Genomic DNA, 16,893 nt, shown 5'->3' with positions numbered 1-16,893 from the left:
GCAACGCGTATCGAACCCCTCTCCCGTCCACGGGGGAGGGGTGAGGGCATCGACAACGAGGACCGAGATGACCGACCCATTGCCCTCCTGGAACGAAGGGGCCAACAAAGCCGCGATCAAGTCGTTCGTCGAGCGTGTGACGACCGAAGGCGGACCCGACTTCGTTCCCGTCAGCGACCGCATCGCCGTGTTCGACAACGACGGCACGCTGTGGTGCGAGTACCCGATGCAGGTGCAGGTGTTCTTCGCCCTGGCGCAGGTCAAGCTGCTGGCCAGGCAGGCCCCGACGCTGCTGGAAAAACCGGCGTTCAAGGCGATGCTTGACTGCGACCTGAAGGCGCTGGCCGCGTTGCCGAAGAAGGAAGCCTTCGAGCCGGCATTCGCCACCCACGCCGGCATGACCGTCGACGAGTTCCGGGCCAGTGCGTCGCAATGGCTGGCAGAGGCAAAACACCCGACGCTGATGCAGCTGTTCACCCAGGGTGCCTACGCGCCGCAGCGCGAATTGCTTGACTACCTGCGCGCCAACGGGTTCAAGACCTACATCGTCACCGGTGGCGGCGTCGAGTTCGTGCGCGTGGTCGCCGAGCAGTTGTACGGCATTCCGCCCGAGCAGGTCATCGGCTCCAGCACCCGCATGAAGGTCGAGACCGTCGAAGGCCAGCCGGTGCTGCGCAAGCTGGCGGAGCTGGGCAGTTTCGATGATCGCGAAGAGAAGGTGGTCAATATCGCACTGCACCTGGGGCGTCGGCCGATGTTCGCGTTCGGCAACTCCGACGGCGACCTGGCGATGATCCGCTACACGCTGGCCGGTGACGGTCCGCGCATGGCGTGGTACCTGCACCACGATGACGCCGAGCGCGAGTTCGCCTACGACCGCGACTTCAAGCTCAGTGCCTTGAGGGACGGCCTCGACCACGCCGAAGAGTATGGAATCGGCCTGGTCAGCATGAAGAACGACTGGAACCGGGTCTTCGCAAAATGAGCATTCACGCTAAGCTCGGACCGGCATTCGCGGCAGACGAGGAAGGCATGGGCCTGGACGGCAAGACATACGACGAGATGGTGCACATTCCCGGTGGCACCTTCCTGATGGGATCGGATCACCACTACCCGGAGGAGGCGCCGGCGCACAAGGTGTCGGTTCCGGCATTCCGGATCGACCGCACGGCGGTCACCAACGAGCAGTTCGCGCGCTTCGTCGAGGCCACCGGCTACGTGACGCTGGCCGAGCGGCCGGCCGATCCGGCCGACTATCCGGGCGCCGATCCGGCGCTGCTGGTGCCTTCGTCGGTGGTGTTCATGCCGGCGCAAGGGCCGGTGGACCTGCGCAATCACTACAACTGGTGGGCGTATATCGCCGGTGCCAACTGGCGCCATCCGCGTGGCCCGGAGTCATCGGTCGAAGGCCTGGGCGACCATCCGGTCGTGCATGTCGCCTTCGAGGATGCGCAGGCCTATGCCGACTGGGCGGGCAAGTCGCTGCCGACCGAGGCGGAATGGGAGTTCGCCGCGCGCGGCGGCCTCGACGCCGCCGAGTTCACCTGGGGTGAGGAGTTCACGCCCGACGGCAAGTACATGGCCAATACCTGGCAGGGCGAGTTCCCCTGGCAAAACCTCGAGCAGGACGGTCACCTGTGGACGGCCCCGGTGGGATCGTACCCGGCCAACGGCTACGGTCTGCATGACATGGCCGGCAATGTCTGGGAGTGGACCACCGACTGGTACCAGGAGCACAACCGGATCCAGCAGCATTCGTGCTGCACGCTGGAGAATCCGCGCGGCGGTGAGCGCGATGCCAGTTTCGATCCGCGCCAGCCGCAGGTGAAGATCCCGCGCCGGGTGATGAAGGGCGGTTCGCACCTGTGCGCGCCGAACTACTGCCGGCGCTATCGTCCGGCGGCGCGGATGGCGCAGCCGATCGATACCTCGACCTGCCATCTGGGTTTCCGCTGCGTCGTGCGCGAGTGACAGGTCCACCGTAAGGAGGAGGGCGCCATGAAAGAGTGGCTGATTGCGATCACTGAACCGGTCGTGGTGATGATCGACATCATCGCGCTGCTGGTCGTGCTCGTCGGCACGCTGCAGGCCCTGGTCGGCGTGGTCCGGATGATCTGGCGTCACGACCATGACAATCACGCTCGTCGTCAGATCTGGATGGACTTCTCGCGCTGGCTGGTCGCCGGCCTGACCTTCCAGCTGGCGGCGGACATCCTGGAGTCGTCGATCACGCCCGACTGGGACGGGATCGGGCGCCTGGCGGCCGTGGCGGTGATCCGCACCTTCCTCAACTACTTCCTCGAGCGCGATGTCGAGGAGATGCGCAAGCGGGAGCAGGAGGCGCGGGAGCGGGCTGCAGGGTGAGGTGATCTGCACGGTCCCGGGATCGCGTCGTCCGCGGGGTCGGGCGCGGTGGCGTAAAATGTGCGGCCCCACTCAGAATCACCCCCAATGGCCAACGCTCCCGCCTGTCCGCAATGCACCCTTGAGAACACCTACGTCGACGGCGGCAACTTCGTCTGCGCCGATTGCGGTTTCGAGTGGCCCGCATCCGGCGAAGCGAGTGCCGATGCCGGCGCGGTGGTCCGTGACAGCAACGGCAACGCGCTCGCCAACGGCGACACCGTGGTCGTGATCAAGGACCTGAAGGTCAAGGGTTCGTCGATTCCGCTGAAGCAGGGCACGGTGATCAAGAACATCCGCCTGGTGGAAGACGACGCCGAGCACATCGAAGGCAACTCGGACAAGATCAAGGGACTGGTGCTGAAGACCATCTTCCTGCGCAAGGCCTGATCGGAAGCAATAACGTCCGACACGACACCGTCACGGGCTGGTCACGTCGCCGCTCCAAAAGTAGGCGACGGACAATTCCACCGTGGAGCCCGTGATGAGCCAGTACCGCATCGCCGTGTTGATCGGCAGCCTGCGTCGTGAGTCGATCAATCGCCAGCTCGCCCACGGGCTGTTCAAGCTGGGGCCGGCGGACTTCGAGTTCCACGAGTGCCGCATCGATGACCTGCCGCTGTACAACCAGGACGATGACAGCCACCAGGCGGCGCCGGTGAAGCGGCTCAAGCAGGAAATTTCGGGTGCGAAGGGCGTGATGTTCGTGACGCCCGAGTACAACCGCTCCGTGCCCGGCGTGCTGAAGAATGCGATCGACCACGCCTCGCGTCCATACGGGCAAAGCGCCTTCGCCGGTAAGCCGGCCGGCGTGATCGGTGCCTCGATCGGCTCGATCGGCAGCGCGCTGGCGCAGCAGCACCTGCGCAACACGCTGGCCTACCTCGACATGCCAACCATGGGCCAGCCGGAGGTGTTCATCCACGCCAAGGAAGGCCTGTTCGGCGATGACGGCCAGATCGGCGAGGGCAGCCGCAAGTTCCTGCAGGAATGGATGGACCGCTACGTCGACTGGGTGAAGTCGCACTCGTAGCGTGGTGTGGCCATCACGAGAGCGCCTGGCACGAATGTGCGTTGCGCCTGCGTCGCGACCGGGTGTTGCCGCCGCGCCTAGAATCATCGGCAACGAGCCTGGAGTTGCCGCATGAACCTCGATGCCTACCTGCGCCGCGTCGGTTACGACGGTCCATTGCACGCGAGCGTGGACGTGCTCGATGCGCTGGCCTACCGGCATGCCACCTCCATCGCCTTCGAGAACCTCGATCCCTTCGCCGGGCGTCAGGTCGAACTTTCACCGCAGGCGCTGGAGCGCAAGCTGGTGGAGGAGGGGCGCGGTGGCTACTGCTTCGAACACAACCTGCTACTCGGCCAGGTCCTGCAGGCCGTCGGATTCGAAGTGAGCGGCCTGGCCGCACGGGTGCTGTGGACCCAGCCGGAGGATGCGATCACCGCGCGCAGCCACATGCTGTTGCGGGTCGAGCTGGATGGGGCCACGCGCCTGGTCGATGTCGGCTTCGGCGGCCTCACTCCGACCGCGAGCCTGGCGCTCAGCGAGGGCGAAGAGCAGGCAACGCCGCACGAGACGTTCCGCCTGCAGCTGCGCGATGGCGACTGGTGGATGCAGGGCAGGCTGCCGGATCGCTGGGCAACGCTCTATCGCTTCGACCTGCAGCGCCAGCACCCGGTCGATTACGAGGCGAGCAACTACTTCCTCTCGACCCACCCCACCTCGCACTTCGTCACCGGCCTGCGCGTGGCCCGTCCGGTCGACGGTGGGCGCCATGCGCTGCGCGACCGCGAGCTGAGCTTCCATCGCCTCGACGGCACCAGCGAGCGGCGCACCCTGGCGGACATCGACGAATTGTGCGGGACGCTGGAAGGCACCTTCGGCATCCGGCTGCCGCAGTCGCCGCAGCTGCAGGCGCGAATGGCCGGTTTGTTCGCCGCCTGAGTCACAATGGCGTGGCCTCAGCGAACGAAGAGCCGTGCCGATGACCGTCGCGCTTCCACTGGACCTGCCGCAGGAGCAGCTCGATGCGCTGCAGTCCGCCTATGCCTCGCCGCCGCGCGCGTATCACAACTTCCAGCACGTGCAGGAGGTGTTGCGGCACTACCACGAGGTCGCCGCGGGCCCGGGCTGGCGTCAGCCGGCGGAAGTGGGGCTGGCGGTGCTGTACCACGACGCCATCTATGAAGCCGGGCAACGCGACAACGAGACCCGCTCGGCCGAACTTGCGGTGACCCATGTCGCGCGGTGGTGGCCGACGGCCGGCATCGACGCGCAGCGCGTGGTCGACCTGATCGAGCTGACCGCGCGCCACGGCACCCTCCAGCCGGCGGATGTCGACGACGAAGCGGCGTTGTTCCTCGATTGCGACATGGCCATCCTAGGCGCCGAACCGGCGCTGTTCGATGCCTACGACCGCGGCATCGCCGCCGAGTACCGCGGGCATGTGCCGGCGTGGCTGTTCAAGCTCAACCGGCGACGCTTCCTGAAGGCGCTGCTGGCGCGTCCGCGCATCTACCTCAGCGACTTCTTCCATCAGCGCTACGACACGCAGGCGCGGCGCAACCTGCGCCGCGCGGTCACCGAGAAGCGTTGATGCGCGGCGCCAGCACGGCGCCGAGCAGCGCCAGCAACGCCGAGAACGCGAACCCGGACAGATAAGCCCAGGACGGAGCGCGCACCAGCAGGGCAGCGAAGATCGAGCCACCCACGGCCAGCACGGTGGCGGTGAACAGCGAGTCGCACAGCTGCAGCGCCGATGCGTTCAGGCCTTGCTGCGTCGGCGGCGACAGTTCCAGCGTCAGCACCGACAGCGTCGGGAACAGCGCGCCCATGCCGAAGCCGGCGGCAATCCAGCCGACGATGCCGACGGCGACCGGCACCGACGGCGCGATGGACATCGCCACGCCACTGACGCCGACCAGGATCAGGCACATCCCGATTCGCAACAGCTGAGGTGGCGTGAACGGCTGCGACGGTCGGCTGCGCCACCACGAACCCACCGACCAACCGATCGCGCCGGCGGTGAGTACGGCGCCGGCGGCAGTCGGCGACAGCCCCCGCTCGCGCGACAGCAGCAAGGGCACGAATACTTCGGTGCCGAAGAACGCGGAGGAGGCGATGCCGCGCATCGCGATCACGGTCGGCAGGCCGCGTGCGACGCGTAGCGTGCCGCGTGGCAGCAGTTGCCAGGCGCATGCGATCACACCGGCAACGGCCAACACGAGCAGCGGCAAGGTACCGGCATGGTGCTGCTGGCCGGCGTAGTGCAACACCAGTGCGCTGGCGGCTGCGCCAACCGCCCAGGCGATGCGATGTGGCTGCTCGGCCGTGGCGTCATGGCTCGCGCCTGCCGGCGCGCCCAGCCCACGCAGGGCCGGCAGCACGCACCATGCCGCGACCATCGCGATCAGCGGCACCGAAAGGAAGACCCAGCGCCAGCCCAGGTGCTCGACCAGCAATCCACTGATCGCCGGGCCGATCACCGCCGGCAGCACCCACGCCGCGGCGAACGAGGCGAAGATGCGTTGATGCAGCCGCGGCGGATACACGCGACCGACGGCGACGTACAGAGCGACCGACATCAGGCCGCCGCCGAAGCCCTGGACGATGCGGCCGAGAATCAGCGCCGACATGGACGGCGCCAGGCCTGCGATCACCAGGCCCAGGCAGAACCAGACGATGCCCTGGCGCAGCGGTCGTGCCGGACCATGCCGGTCGCCCCAGCGCCCGGCGACGACCATGCCGACGACCGAGGCGGCGAGGGTGCCGCCAAAGGCGAGTGCGTACAGCGGCAGGCCATCGAGCGCCTGCGCCACCGTCGGCATCGCCGTTGCGACGGCCAGGGCCTCGAATGCATACAGCGCGACGAGTGCGACTGCACCGAGCGTGACGCCGCGATAGCGGCGGTCGAGCAGGCCGCCGTCTTCGACGCCGGACATGGTTTCGGTAGCCGTGTCACCCGGATCGATCTGATCCGGCAGCAGGCGATCGGAAGCGTCATTCACAGCGCATGCCCGAACGTGCTGTAGACCATCAGCACGACCTTGCCGCGGCCGTGCCCGTTCTCGACATCGCGATGGGCGACCACGGCGTTGGACAACGGATAGATGTCGCGCACGTGCACGCGCAGGCGACCGCTGTCGTACAGGTCGACCAGCTCCTGCAGGCGCGCCCGGCTGCGCTCGCTGCGGACGCCGCGCACGCCCAGGCGCTGCACGTCCTCGAATGCCACCAGCGTGGCGATGCGCGAAGGCTCGACGCCGAGAGCGATCGACGCGTCCAGCGCACCGCGGCCGGCGGCATCCAGTGCCGCCTGCACTCCCCCGGGCGCGAGTTCGCGCACCCGTTCGGCCAGGCCTGGGCCGTAAACCACCGGTTCGGCACCGAGTGAACGCAGGTAGTCGTGGTTCTCGCGGCTGGCGGTGCCGATCACGCGCGCGCCGCGCAGGCGCGCCAGTTGCACGGCAATCGTGCCGACGCCGCCGGCCGCGCCGTGCACCAGCACGGTATCGCCAGGAACGATGTCCAGCGCCTGCACCGCGGTATGCGCGGTCTGCCCGGATGCCGACAGCGATCCGGCGACGGCCCACGTCATCATGATGGGTTTGGCTACGAGCTGGTCCGCGGGCACGACCACCGCCTCGGCGTAGGCACTGGCCGTGGTCCAGCCCAGCACTTCATCGCCGGCAACGAGTCCTTCGACGTCGGCGCCAACGTGCTCGACGACACCCGCGAATTCATTGCCGAGCTGACGCGGGAACGGCGCCTGGCCGATGCCGCGATGCGCGAACCAGCCGCTGCGCGTCGAACAGTCGGCCGGCTGCACGCCCGCGGCGCGCACGCGCACACGGACCTCCCCACGGGCCGGCTGTGGCAGAGGCAATTCGGCCATTCGCAGCACATCGGGCGGGCCGTAGCTGTCGAACACCACCGCCTGCATCGTGGCTGCGGCCGGAACGGATCGGGCGACATAGCCGTCGCGCGCGTTGCGGGTATCCATGACTTGACCGGAATTGAACACGGCGAGCAGGATAGAACCTCAAGTTAAGTTGAGGTCAAGGGTAATGGCATCCCACGACGAGCTCACCGTCGGTGAAATGGCGCAACGCAGCGGGACGACAGTCTCGGCGCTGCACTTCTACGAGACCAAGGGGCTGATCCACAGCCAGCGCACCGCCGGCAACCAGCGCCGCTACTCGCGCGACATGCTGCGCCGGATCGCCATCATCCGTGCCGCCCAGCGCGTGGGCATGCCGCTGGCCAGCATCCGCGATGCGCTGGCGAGCCTGCCGGAGGCGCGCACGCCGACTCGGCGCGACTGGACGCGGTTGTCGGCGATGTGGCGCGAGGAGCTCGATATCCGCATCCAGCAGCTGATCCAGATGCGCGACACGCTCGACGACTGCATCGGCTGCGGTTGCCTGTCGCTGGAGCGCTGCCGCCTGGCCAACCCCGGCGACGTCCTGGGCGAGCATGGCGCCGGACCGCAGCGCTGGACCGACCCCCAGGAGGGCTGATCGCCGCGCCGGAACCCCCGTCCTGCAAAGGAACTGCGACTTTGTGACAAAACGGTAACGTTGAACCTGTGGAATCGTCATGGCGCGGGCACGGGCCCAGGCGAGACCGGCATGAACATCCTGATGTTGTCCGACGTGTACTTCCCGCGCATCAATGGCGTCTCGACCTCGATCCGCACCTTCGCCCAGGGATTGGCGCGGATGGGGCACGCGGTCACGCTGGTGGCGCCCGACTACGGCACCGACCAGCAGTCCGCCGACGACGGCAACGAGGGATTCGAGATACTGCGACTGCCGTCGCGCGAGATCTTCTTCGACCCCGAAGACCGCCTGATCAAGGGCCGCGACCTGGCCCGGGCCGAGTCGGCGCTGCGCGAGCGCGAGTGGGACGTGATCCACATCCACACCCCGTTCCGCGCCCACTCGCTCGGTGTGCGGCTGGCGCGCCATGGCGGTTGGCCGACGGTGGAGACCTACCACACCTATTTCGAGGAGTACGTCGGCCACTACCTGCCGTGGCTGCCGACCCCGTTGACGCGCCTGCTGGCCCGGCGCGCCTCGCGTTACCTGTGCCACGGCGTGGACGAACTGATCGTGCCGAGCCGGCAGATGGTCGAGGTGCTGGACCGCTACGGCGTGACCACGCCGTCGACGGTGATCCCCACCGGCATCGACCTGGAGCAGTTCCGCAACGGCGATGGCGCGCGTTTCCGCGCCGCCCACGGCATCTCGCCGGAGCGGCCGACGCTGGTGACGGTCAGTCGACTGTCGCTGGAAAAGAACATCGGCTTCCTGCTGCAGGTCGTGCACAAGCTGGTCGCGGCCTTCCCGGACCTGCTGTTCCTGATCGCGGGCGAGGGCCCGGACGAACCACGCCTGCGCCGAGTGGTCCAGGAACTCGGGCTGCAGGGCCACGTGCGCTTCTTCGGCAACCTCGACCGCCGCACCACGCTGCTCGATGCCTACCGCGCCGGCGACGCTTTCGTGTTCGCATCACCCACGGAAACACAGGGCCTGGTGCTGATAGAGGCTATGGCGCTGGGGGTTCCGATCGTGTCTACCGCTGTCATGGGCACGGCGACCGTGCTTCGCGATGCGCGCAGCGCGCTGGTCGCCGATCCCGACGTCGAGGATTTCGCGCGCAATGTCGCGCGTTTGTTGCGCTCACCTGAACTGCGCGCACAGTTGGCCGCCGCCGGTCCCGAGGATGCCCGCGCGTGGGGTTCGGAAGGCATGGGACGCAGGCTCGAGGCGCTGTATGCGCGCCTGGCACAGCGCCATGAGCTCGTGCCTGCGACCTGAACGCAGCGACGCCTGGGTAGCGCGGCATCGCAACACACATTGCAACGTCGATCGCAAGCAGATGGCGAGCAAGAAGCATGCCCGTGCAGGCGCATTTCATGTGTGAACTTTTTTCACGGTAACTCCACGTCCAAGGCGTGAGCCTCCGTTCAAGCATGTGATTGCGATGCCTGCGTGAAGGAAGACCCTTGCGTCGTCGCGCGTCTGGCGTTCGTTCATCTGCGATGGGCGTTGAGGGAATCAATGCCACGCATGACCCCGGATGCGTCATCGGGAGGCCGCGAGGCGGCCGTCGTGCACTTATTGCGTCTCGCGAGACTGCGCTGACACGTGGCGGGATTCACGGGACCCATTCGCGAATTTTCAGCTCGCATGAGGAGTCCATCGTGAACACCATTGCTGGCGTGTATGAGAACCAAGGTCGTCGTCGTGATTGCACCGTGCTGCGGATTGCAGTGGCGTTGGTGTTCGCCGGGGCATCGCCACTGGCCTTTGCGCAGGCAGCGTGCACGGGTGCGTTCACACAGACGGTGACCGACGCCGGCTCCTTCGTCTGCGGCAGTAGCGCCACCGCGACCGGCGGCAACGCGACCGCGTTCGGCAACCTCGCCGCCGCCACCGCACTGGGGACAACGGCCATAGGTGCCGGGGCGGCCACCAATGGCCTGCAGGCCACGGCGATCGGCACCCAGGTACAGGCCAATGCCGAGGGTGCCACCGCGGTTGGCGCGCAGTCGCGTGCGAACGCGATCGGTGCGACGGCGCTGGGCGGGTTCTTCGACATCAACAACGACAACCTGGTCACCGACAACGAACGCACCAGCGCCAACTTCGCCAACGCCACCGCGATTGGCGCAAATGCCCAGGTCAGCGACGTCGGCGGCTCCGCATTCGGCAACCAGTCCCGCGCGGCGCTCAATGCCGTTGCCATCGGACAGCTCGCCATCTCCACCGGCGGCGCCTCCGTGGCGGTCGGGCAGGGCAGCAAGGCCGAGGGGCTGGAGTCCACTGCCATTGGCCAGCTCAGCGTCGCCACGGCGCAGAACACCTCGGCGCTGGGCCAGAACAGCCAGGCAACGGGCGTGCAGGGCACGGCCCTGGGTGAGAGCACCGTCGCCAGTGGACCGCAATCGAGTGCGATCGGGCAGGCTGCCCGCGCGAGCGTTGCCAACACCACGGCGGTCGGACAGAACTCCACGGCCACGGGCGTGCGCGCTACCGCGCTCGGCCAAGGGGCCAATGCCAACAGCCAGGATTCGGTTGCGCTCGGACAAGCGGCACAGGCGATTGCGGTCAACACCACGGCGCTGGGGCAGGCCGCCAATGCCTCTGCGATCGGAGCAACCGCGCTGGGATTCCAGAGCGGCGCCAGCGGCCTGCGCGCCACGGCGCTGGGCAACAACTCACGTGCGACGCAGACCGCCAGCACGGCGATCGGCGGATGGATCGACCGCAACGGCAACAGTGTGGTCGAGGCAGGTGAATTCACCAGCGCGACCGCGACGAATGCAACCGCACTGGGAACCGCGTCCACTGCCAGCGCGGCCGACGCGACCGCGCTGGGTTTCTCCGCGACCGCTTCGGCAACCAACTCGGTGGCGCTCGGCACCGGTTCCATCGCCGACCAGCCCAATACCGTCTCGGTCGGTACCGCCGCGGCGCAACGCAGGATCGTCAATCTCGCTCCCGGTACCGACCCGACCGACGGCGTCAACGTCAGCCAGCTCAACGCCGTGATCCAGGCCACCGAAGGCATCCGTTATTTCCAGGCCGACGGTCTGGGCGACGGTTCGGACAATGCCAGTGCCGTGGGTACCTTCACCATTGCCGCTGGCAGCAGCGCCTCGGCCAACGGTCCTGGCGCCACTGCGCTGGGTTCCAATTCCGTTGCGGTGGGTGAGGCATCGCTCGCGGTCGGCGCATTCGCCAATGCCGCGACCGACCAGACCCTGGCGGTCGGCACCGGTGCGCAGGCCACGGTGCTGGGCGCGCAGGCGTTCGGCATCGGCGCCAATGCCGGCGCTGATCGCAGCCTCGCGATCGGCGGCGGCTCGCAGGCGAGCGGCGCGACCAGCATCGCGGCCGGCAACGAGGTGGTAGCCAGCGGGCAGAGCAGCGTCGCCCTGGGTTATCGCACTTCGTCCACCAATACTCTCAGCATCGGCATCGGCGGCTGGAACGACGTCAACGGCAACAACTTGGTCGAGGCCGGCGAGACCACGCTGTCGTCAGGTCAGGGCAGCATCGCCTTTGGCGCGGCCGCACAGTCGACCGGCTTCGGGACCGTTTCGATGGGTTCCAACAGCACGGCCACGGCCGATGCTTCGACTGCCGTCGGCACGACCGCACAGGCGACGGCGCTGGGATCGGCGGCGTTCGGCTTCGACTCGCGCGCGACGGCACAGGCTGCTGCGGCGCTCGGCGCCGGCGCCTATGCCACCGCAACCAACAGCACCGCGGTCGGCACGCTGGCACAGGCGCAGGCGGCCAACACGATCGCGATCGGTTACCAGTCGGTCGCCGCGGCGACCGACTCGGTCGTGCTCGGCACCAGCGCCGACATCGCGGCCGCCGCCGTCAACGGCATTTCGATCGGCAACAACAGCGCGGTCAATTCGAGCAATGGCCTGGCCATCGGCACCAATGCGATAGTCGCTGCGAACGATCCCAGTGGCACGCCGATGAACAATGGCATCGCGGTCGGCAACAACAGCCGCGCCAACAATGCCGATGCCACGGCGGTGGGCGCCAACGCGATCGCCAACGGCCAGAACAGCGTCGCCTTCGGCACCGCGGCCAATGCGCAGGGGCCGCAGGCCAGCGCGATCGGCCAGGGCGCACGCGCGATCGGCAGCAACTCGGTGGCGTTGGGCACCTCGGCGCTGGCGCAAGGCAACGTCAGCACCGCGCTCGGCCAGAACGCCACTGCGACCGGTTCGCTCAGTGTTTCGCTGGGACAGTCTGCCGATGCCACCGCCAGCGAGGCGCTGGCGGTCGGCAACAACGCGCAGGCGACCGCATCCAATGCGACCTCGCTGGGGCGTTCGGCCAATGCCTCGCAGACCGGCGCACTGGCACTGGGCGCGGACTCGATCGCTTCGGCCGTCGATGCGTTCTCCGGCGGTCGCGGCAGCGCCGCGGTCGGTGCCGGCAGCACCGCGCTCGGCGCGGCCAGCCGGGCTGCCGGTCCCGACGATACCGCCATCGGCAGCGGTGCACAGGTGCTGGCCGACCAGAGCACGGCCGTGGGTGCCGACAGCGTCATCGCCGTCGGTGCGTTGCGGTCGTCGGCCTTCGGTGCGACCAGCAACGTCACCGTTTCACAAGGGACGGCGCTGGGTTTTGGCAGCCGCGTGACCGCAGTCAACTCGGTTGCCCTCGGCAATGCGTCCGTCGCCGACCAGGCCAATACCGTTTCGGTCGGCATCGTCGGTGGCGAGCGCAGGATCGTCAACGTCGCCGCCGGCATCGCGCAGACCGATGCCGTCAATGTCAGCCAGCTCACGACGGCTACCGGTGGCCTGCGCTATTTCAAGGCCGACGGCCTCAACGATGGCAGTGACGACGCGGTCGCGGCCGGCACGCGGTCGGTCGCGATGGGGGCATCGTCCAATGCCAGCGGCGCAAATAGTGTAGCCATCGGCATGCAATCGAATGCCTTGGCAGACGGTGCGTTCGCTGCCGGGTTCGCCGCCCGTGCACTGACCGATGGCGCGGTCGCCATCGGTCGCAATGCCGAAGCCCGCGGTGGCAGCTCGGTGTCGATCGGTGCCGGCAATACCGCCGAGGGCAATGGCGCGGTGGCCATTGGCGATCCCAATGTCGCCACCGGCGACGGCGCCGTCGCCCAGGGCCTGGACAACACCGCCACCGGCAACGGTGCGGTGGCCATCGGCCACACAAACCTCGCGACCGGGCAGGGTGCGGTTGCGCTGGGTTTCCTGTCGCAGGCGCAGGAGGCCGGAACACTGGCCTTTGGCAACAACACGGTGGCGTCCGTGATCGGTGGGGTCGCACTGGGTTCCGAGTCGCTCTCCAATCGCGCACTCGCACCGACCACGGGATCGATCCCGGCCGGTTCGACGGCCATTCCCATCGATACCACCGATGCGACGCTGCTGGGCGCGGTCTCGCTCGGTTCGGGCACCTCCTATCGCCAGATCATCAATGTCGCCGACGGTACGGAAGCACAGGACGCCGTGACCCTGCGGCAGTTGCAGGGCGCGTTGAACGCGGTCACGACGACCAGCACGGCCTACTTCCACGCCAACTCGGTGCTCGGCGATTCGCTCGCGGTCGGCACTGATTCGATCGCGGTTGGACCGACCACCGTGGTCAACGCCGACAACGGTATCGGCATCGGCAATGGCGCCGTGGTCGACGCGGCGGCTGCGGGGGCGATAGCGATCGGTCGCGACACGCAGGTGCTGCTCGCTTCGGGCATCGCGATGGGCAGCCAGGCCCAGGTCAACGCCGAGCAGGGCGTGGCGCTGGGTGCGGGTTCCACCGCGAACCATGCCCTGAGCGTCGCGCTTGGTTCGGCATCGCAGACCACCGTCGGTGCGCAGAGCGGCTACACCGCCTATGCGCTGGCCGCCCCGCAGAACTCGTTCGGCGAGGTCTCGGTGGGCAGTGCCGGCGCGGAGCGCCAGGTCACCAATGTCGCAGCGGGCAGTGCCGTCACCGATGCGGTCAACGTCGGCCAGCTGTCGACCATGAGCCAGAACGTGGTGACGATGTTCGGCGGCGGCGCGGCGGTCGGCCCGGGCGGCACGATCACGCCGCCCAGTTACACCATCGGCGGCAACGTGTTCAACGATGTCGGCAACGCACTGGCCAACCTGGACGGTCGCGTGACCAGCATCGAGGTCAACGGCGGCGGTGGTGGTGGCACCGGCCGCGATCCGCGTTTCATCGCCAACGGCGGCAGCGCCACGGCCTCGGCGACCGGCAGCAACAGCGTGGCCGCCGGTGGCGGTGCCAGCGCGACCGCCGCCAACAGCGTTGCCGTCGGCGCGAACTCGGTCGCCGACCGTGACAACACGGTCTCGGTAGGTTCCACCGGCAATGCCCGCCAGGTGGTCAATGTCGCGGAGGGAACCGCGGCGACCGATGCGGTCAACGTCCAGCAGATGTCGAACCAGGCGGCGGTGACGCTCAACCAGGCCAACGCCTACACCGACCAGCAGATCAACCAGATCGTCACTCTGCCGATGCAGGCGATCGAGGACCTGCGCGGCGAGGTCAACGACGAGTTCCGCGCCACCGACCAGCGCATCAACCGCCAGGGCGCGATGACCGCGGCGATGGTGCACATGGCCAGCAGCGCGGCCAACATCCAGACCCTCAACCGCGTTTCGGTCGGCGCCGGCTATGCGGAAGGCGAGGAGGCATTGGCGGTCGGCTATCAGCGACTGGTCAAGCGCAATGTCTCGCTGTCGGTGGGCGCGGCGTTCAGTGGCAGCGAGCAGTCGGCCGGCGTCGGTATCGGCATCGGCTGGTGAGCGTGCAAGCGTCCCGGTCTCCGGGCGGGGACGCTAGGTAGCGCACGGCAATGGCAAGCCCGACGCCCGCGCCCTGTACCATGCACGGCTACGTCAACCAATTCGAGGCAAGGCATGTCCATTTCGATGTACGACGCGTCGGTTCCGGTGTTCAGGCAGATGCTCGGCGCCATGGCCGGCCTGCTGGAAAAGGCCGAGGCCTATTCCACGGAGAAGAAGATCGACGGCAGCGTGCTGCTGCAGTCGCGGTTGTTCCCCGACATGTTCCCGCTGGTGCGCCAGGTGCAGATCGCCTGCGACTTCGCAAAGAGCGTGCCGGCGCGCCTGGCCGACGTCGAGGTTCCGGCCTACGACGACACCGAGCAGGATTTCGCCGAGCTGCACGCGCGCATCGCGCGCACGCTGGCCTTCATCGACGGCCTCGACCCGCTGCTGTTCGAAGGCAGCCACGAGCGCGAGATCGTGCTGCGCCCGGGCACGCCGAAGGAGCGCCGCTTCACCGGTACGGCCTACCTGCTGCACTATGGCCTCCCGCAGTTCTATTTCCACGTTACAACCGCATATGCACTGCTGCGCCACAACGGCGTTGCGGTAGGCAAGCTGGATTTCATGGGCGTGCGCTGATCGTTACTTAAAGACCAACATCAATTCGGATCGCGGGAGTTGGGTGATGTCGGGCATCGATATCTCCGTTGGCATCAAGTACAGGGAGCGGGCCCTGGCCCGCAACCTTGGGAATGTCGCGCTGGTGGCGATCGCCTGGTTCGCCACGACCGCCGCCGTGCTGCAGGGCCTGCGTGATGACCTCGACTGGGTCCGGGCGCCGCTGAGCTTCTACCTGATCGGCCCCTACGGGCCCTGGCTGCAATCTGCCTACGTGATCCTCGCAGGCGCGATCGCGGTGCTGGCGATCGGCTATTTCCGCGTCACGGTCGACGGTCCGGGAAGGCAGGGGGTGCTGTTGCTGTTCCTGGTCGGCGCGGTGGCGCTGGCGATCACGGCCCAGGCCGAGACCGACCTGGGAGGCGATCGCAAGCTGACCGTGGGCGCCATCATCCACGCCATCTCCGCGCCGCTGGCGTTCCTGGGTACGACCCTGGGCATGCTCGGGCAGTCGTGGCGTTTCCGCGCCGACCCGCACTGGCGGCGCCGCTTCGCCATCGCCTTCGGCCTGGCGCTGTTCTGTTTCGCGGCGCTGTGGCTCCACGCGCTGTGGCGTGAGTTGCCGCGTGGCCTGAGCCAGAAGTTCGTGGTCCTGGCGATCCTGGGATGGCTCGCCCTGGCCGCTGCATGGCTGCGCCAGCCGCCGTCGATGAATCCAGATTAATCAATGACTTGGGCGGCGGGTCGGCTGCCCGCCCGGCGGCGCTTACAATGCGCACCATGCTGCTCAATATCGCCGCCTACCATTTCACCCCCATCCAGCACCCCGAAGACCTTGCCGCCCAGCTGCGCACTCGCGCCGAGGCGACCGGGCTGCGCGGTTCCATGCTGGTGGCGGGAGAGGGCATCAACCTGTTCCTGGCCGGCACGGACGAAGCCATCCACGGCTTCCTCGACGCGTTGCGCGCGCAGGAAAGTTTTGCCGACCTGATCGTCAAGTTCAGCCGCAGCCGGCGCCAGCCGTTTGCGCGGCTGAAGGTGAAGGTCAAGCAGGAGATCATCGCCTTCCGCCGCGACAACGCCTCGCCGCTGACCGGCAGGGCGCCGGCGGTGCTGCCCGAAACGCTGGCGCGCTGGCTCGACCAGGGCCACGACGATGCGGGCAAGCGCGTGGTGATGCTCGATACGCGCAACCGCGAGGAGTTCGGCTACGGCACCTTCAGCGATGCGTTGACCCTGCCGATCGACAACTTCACCGACCTGCCGCAGGCGCTGGAACCGCACCGCGATGGGCTCGAAGACGCCACGGTGGTGAGCTTCTGCACCGGCGGCATCCGCTGCGAGAAGGCCGCGTTGTGGATGCAGGCCGAGGGAATGAGCAACGTATTGCAGCTCGATGGCGGCATTCTGGGTTACTTTGAACGCGTTGGCGGACGCCACTACGACGGTCGCTGCTTCGTGTTCGACGAGCGCGTGGCGCTCGATCCCGAACTGCAACCGCTGATCGATGACGTGATCGACGACGCTGCCTGAAGGCAGTCGAACCCGGCGCGGG

Annotated in this window: 15 protein-coding genes; 13 read left to right on the top strand and 2 right to left on the bottom strand. The window is 67.8% G+C overall.

Annotated features, from left to right (window positions below):
* The first annotated feature begins 67 nt into the window (after positions 1 to 67).
* The 7 genes from HIV01_RS06600 to HIV01_RS06570 all read left to right on the top strand — a co-directional run bounded on the left by HIV01_RS06600 (position 68) and on the right by HIV01_RS06570 (position 5,006).
* Entirely contained in the window at positions 68 to 985 is a 918-nt protein-coding gene (locus HIV01_RS06600) for an HAD family hydrolase (protein WP_200605585.1), read from the top strand.
* A complete protein-coding gene (locus tag HIV01_RS06595; RefSeq protein ID WP_245156932.1) occupies positions 982 to 1,971 on the top strand; it encodes a formylglycine-generating enzyme family protein in 990 nt (329 codons plus the stop codon). The genes HIV01_RS06600 and HIV01_RS06595 overlap by 4 nt, the downstream gene beginning before the upstream one ends.
* Before the next feature lie 27 nt (positions 1,972 to 1,998).
* Positions 1,999 to 2,364, top strand: coding sequence for a DUF1622 domain-containing protein (locus HIV01_RS06590; RefSeq protein ID WP_200605584.1), 366 nt, complete (start codon positions 1,999 to 2,001; stop codon positions 2,362 to 2,364).
* A gap of 87 nt (positions 2,365 to 2,451) precedes the next feature.
* Positions 2,452 to 2,793 (top strand): zinc ribbon domain-containing protein YjdM, encoded by a 342-nt coding sequence (locus HIV01_RS06585; protein WP_200605582.1) that lies wholly within the window; start codon positions 2,452 to 2,454, stop codon positions 2,791 to 2,793.
* 94 nt (positions 2,794 to 2,887) lie between these two features.
* On the top strand, positions 2,888 to 3,436 hold the full coding sequence (locus HIV01_RS06580) for an NADPH-dependent FMN reductase (protein WP_200605581.1): 549 nt from the start codon (positions 2,888 to 2,890) through the stop codon (positions 3,434 to 3,436).
* Between the two features lie 111 nt (positions 3,437 to 3,547).
* Complete coding sequence (locus tag HIV01_RS06575) at positions 3,548 to 4,354, top strand: arylamine N-acetyltransferase family protein (protein WP_200605580.1); 807 nt, start codon at positions 3,548 to 3,550, stop codon at positions 4,352 to 4,354.
* A gap of 40 nt (positions 4,355 to 4,394) precedes the next feature.
* Positions 4,395 to 5,006: an HD domain-containing protein gene (locus tag HIV01_RS06570; RefSeq protein ID WP_200605579.1), complete on the top strand. Its 612-nt coding sequence runs from the start codon at positions 4,395 to 4,397 to the stop codon at positions 5,004 to 5,006.
* On the opposite strand, the gene HIV01_RS06565 is transcribed toward HIV01_RS06570, so the two are convergent.
* Both HIV01_RS06565 and HIV01_RS06560 read right to left on the bottom strand, forming a co-directional pair.
* The gene (locus HIV01_RS06565) at positions 4,990 to 6,351 is read right to left on the bottom strand and encodes an MFS transporter (RefSeq protein WP_425600268.1); all 1,362 of its coding nucleotides are present in this window, start codon (positions 6,349 to 6,351) and stop codon (positions 4,990 to 4,992) included. The genes HIV01_RS06570 and HIV01_RS06565 overlap by 17 nt on opposite strands.
* A gap of 62 nt (positions 6,352 to 6,413) precedes the next feature.
* The gene (locus HIV01_RS06560; RefSeq protein ID WP_200605577.1) at positions 6,414 to 7,412 is read right to left on the bottom strand and encodes an NADP-dependent oxidoreductase; all 999 of its coding nucleotides are present in this window, start codon (positions 7,410 to 7,412) and stop codon (positions 6,414 to 6,416) included.
* A gap of 64 nt (positions 7,413 to 7,476) precedes the next feature.
* Between HIV01_RS06560 and soxR the strand changes: the two genes are divergently transcribed.
* The 6 genes from soxR (at position 7,477) to HIV01_RS06530 (ending at position 16,871) form a co-directional block, all read left to right on the top strand.
* The gene (gene soxR / locus HIV01_RS06555; RefSeq protein WP_200605576.1) at positions 7,477 to 7,929 is read left to right on the top strand and encodes a redox-sensitive transcriptional activator SoxR; all 453 of its coding nucleotides are present in this window, start codon (positions 7,477 to 7,479) and stop codon (positions 7,927 to 7,929) included.
* 111 nt (positions 7,930 to 8,040) lie between these two features.
* Positions 8,041 to 9,231 (top strand): glycosyltransferase, encoded by a 1,191-nt coding sequence (locus HIV01_RS06550; RefSeq protein WP_200605574.1) that lies wholly within the window; start codon positions 8,041 to 8,043, stop codon positions 9,229 to 9,231.
* 386 nt (positions 9,232 to 9,617) lie between these two features.
* On the top strand, positions 9,618 to 14,735 hold the full coding sequence (locus tag HIV01_RS06545) for a beta strand repeat-containing protein (RefSeq protein ID WP_200605572.1): 5,118 nt from the start codon (positions 9,618 to 9,620) through the stop codon (positions 14,733 to 14,735).
* Positions 14,736 to 14,849: 114 nt separating this feature from the next.
* On the top strand, positions 14,850 to 15,359 hold the full coding sequence (locus HIV01_RS06540) for a DUF1993 domain-containing protein (RefSeq protein ID WP_200605570.1): 510 nt from the start codon (positions 14,850 to 14,852) through the stop codon (positions 15,357 to 15,359).
* Between the two features lie 46 nt (positions 15,360 to 15,405).
* A complete protein-coding gene (locus HIV01_RS06535) occupies positions 15,406 to 16,062 on the top strand; it encodes a DUF998 domain-containing protein (RefSeq protein ID WP_200605568.1) in 657 nt (218 codons plus the stop codon).
* Between the two features lie 56 nt (positions 16,063 to 16,118).
* On the top strand, positions 16,119 to 16,871 hold the full coding sequence (locus tag HIV01_RS06530) for a sulfurtransferase (RefSeq protein WP_200605566.1): 753 nt from the start codon (positions 16,119 to 16,121) through the stop codon (positions 16,869 to 16,871).
* Positions 16,872 to 16,893 lie beyond the last annotated feature (22 nt).

The organism is Lysobacter arenosi (assembly GCF_016613475.2).
Taxonomy (GTDB): Bacteria; Pseudomonadota; Gammaproteobacteria; order Xanthomonadales; family Xanthomonadaceae; genus Lysobacter_J; species Lysobacter_J arenosi.
The sequence above is the reverse complement of the archived record's forward strand: the minus strand, read 5'-3'. Positions and strand labels throughout refer to the sequence as shown.

Coding starts and splice junctions, on each gene's coding strand:
- HIV01_RS06600 (WP_200605585.1), top strand. CDS start 68: ATGACCGACCCATTGCCCTCCTGGAACGAAGGGGCCAACAAAGCCGCG.
- HIV01_RS06595 (WP_245156932.1), top strand. CDS start 982: ATGAGCATTCACGCTAAGCTCGGACCGGCATTCGCGGCAGACGAGGAA.
- HIV01_RS06590 (WP_200605584.1), top strand. CDS start 1,999: ATGAAAGAGTGGCTGATTGCGATCACTGAACCGGTCGTGGTGATGATC.
- HIV01_RS06585 (WP_200605582.1), top strand. CDS start 2,452: ATGGCCAACGCTCCCGCCTGTCCGCAATGCACCCTTGAGAACACCTAC.
- HIV01_RS06580 (WP_200605581.1), top strand. CDS start 2,888: ATGAGCCAGTACCGCATCGCCGTGTTGATCGGCAGCCTGCGTCGTGAG.
- HIV01_RS06575 (WP_200605580.1), top strand. CDS start 3,548: ATGAACCTCGATGCCTACCTGCGCCGCGTCGGTTACGACGGTCCATTG.
- HIV01_RS06570 (WP_200605579.1), top strand. CDS start 4,395: ATGACCGTCGCGCTTCCACTGGACCTGCCGCAGGAGCAGCTCGATGCG.
- HIV01_RS06565 (WP_425600268.1), bottom strand. CDS start 6,351: ATGTCCGGCGTCGAAGACGGCGGCCTGCTCGACCGCCGCTATCGCGGC.
- HIV01_RS06560 (WP_200605577.1), bottom strand. CDS start 7,412: ATGGATACCCGCAACGCGCGCGACGGCTATGTCGCCCGATCCGTTCCG.
- soxR (WP_200605576.1), top strand. CDS start 7,477: ATGGCATCCCACGACGAGCTCACCGTCGGTGAAATGGCGCAACGCAGC.
- HIV01_RS06550 (WP_200605574.1), top strand. CDS start 8,041: ATGAACATCCTGATGTTGTCCGACGTGTACTTCCCGCGCATCAATGGC.
- HIV01_RS06540 (WP_200605570.1), top strand. CDS start 14,850: ATGTCCATTTCGATGTACGACGCGTCGGTTCCGGTGTTCAGGCAGATG.
- HIV01_RS06535 (WP_200605568.1), top strand. CDS start 15,406: ATGTCGGGCATCGATATCTCCGTTGGCATCAAGTACAGGGAGCGGGCC.
- HIV01_RS06530 (WP_200605566.1), top strand. CDS start 16,119: ATGCTGCTCAATATCGCCGCCTACCATTTCACCCCCATCCAGCACCCC.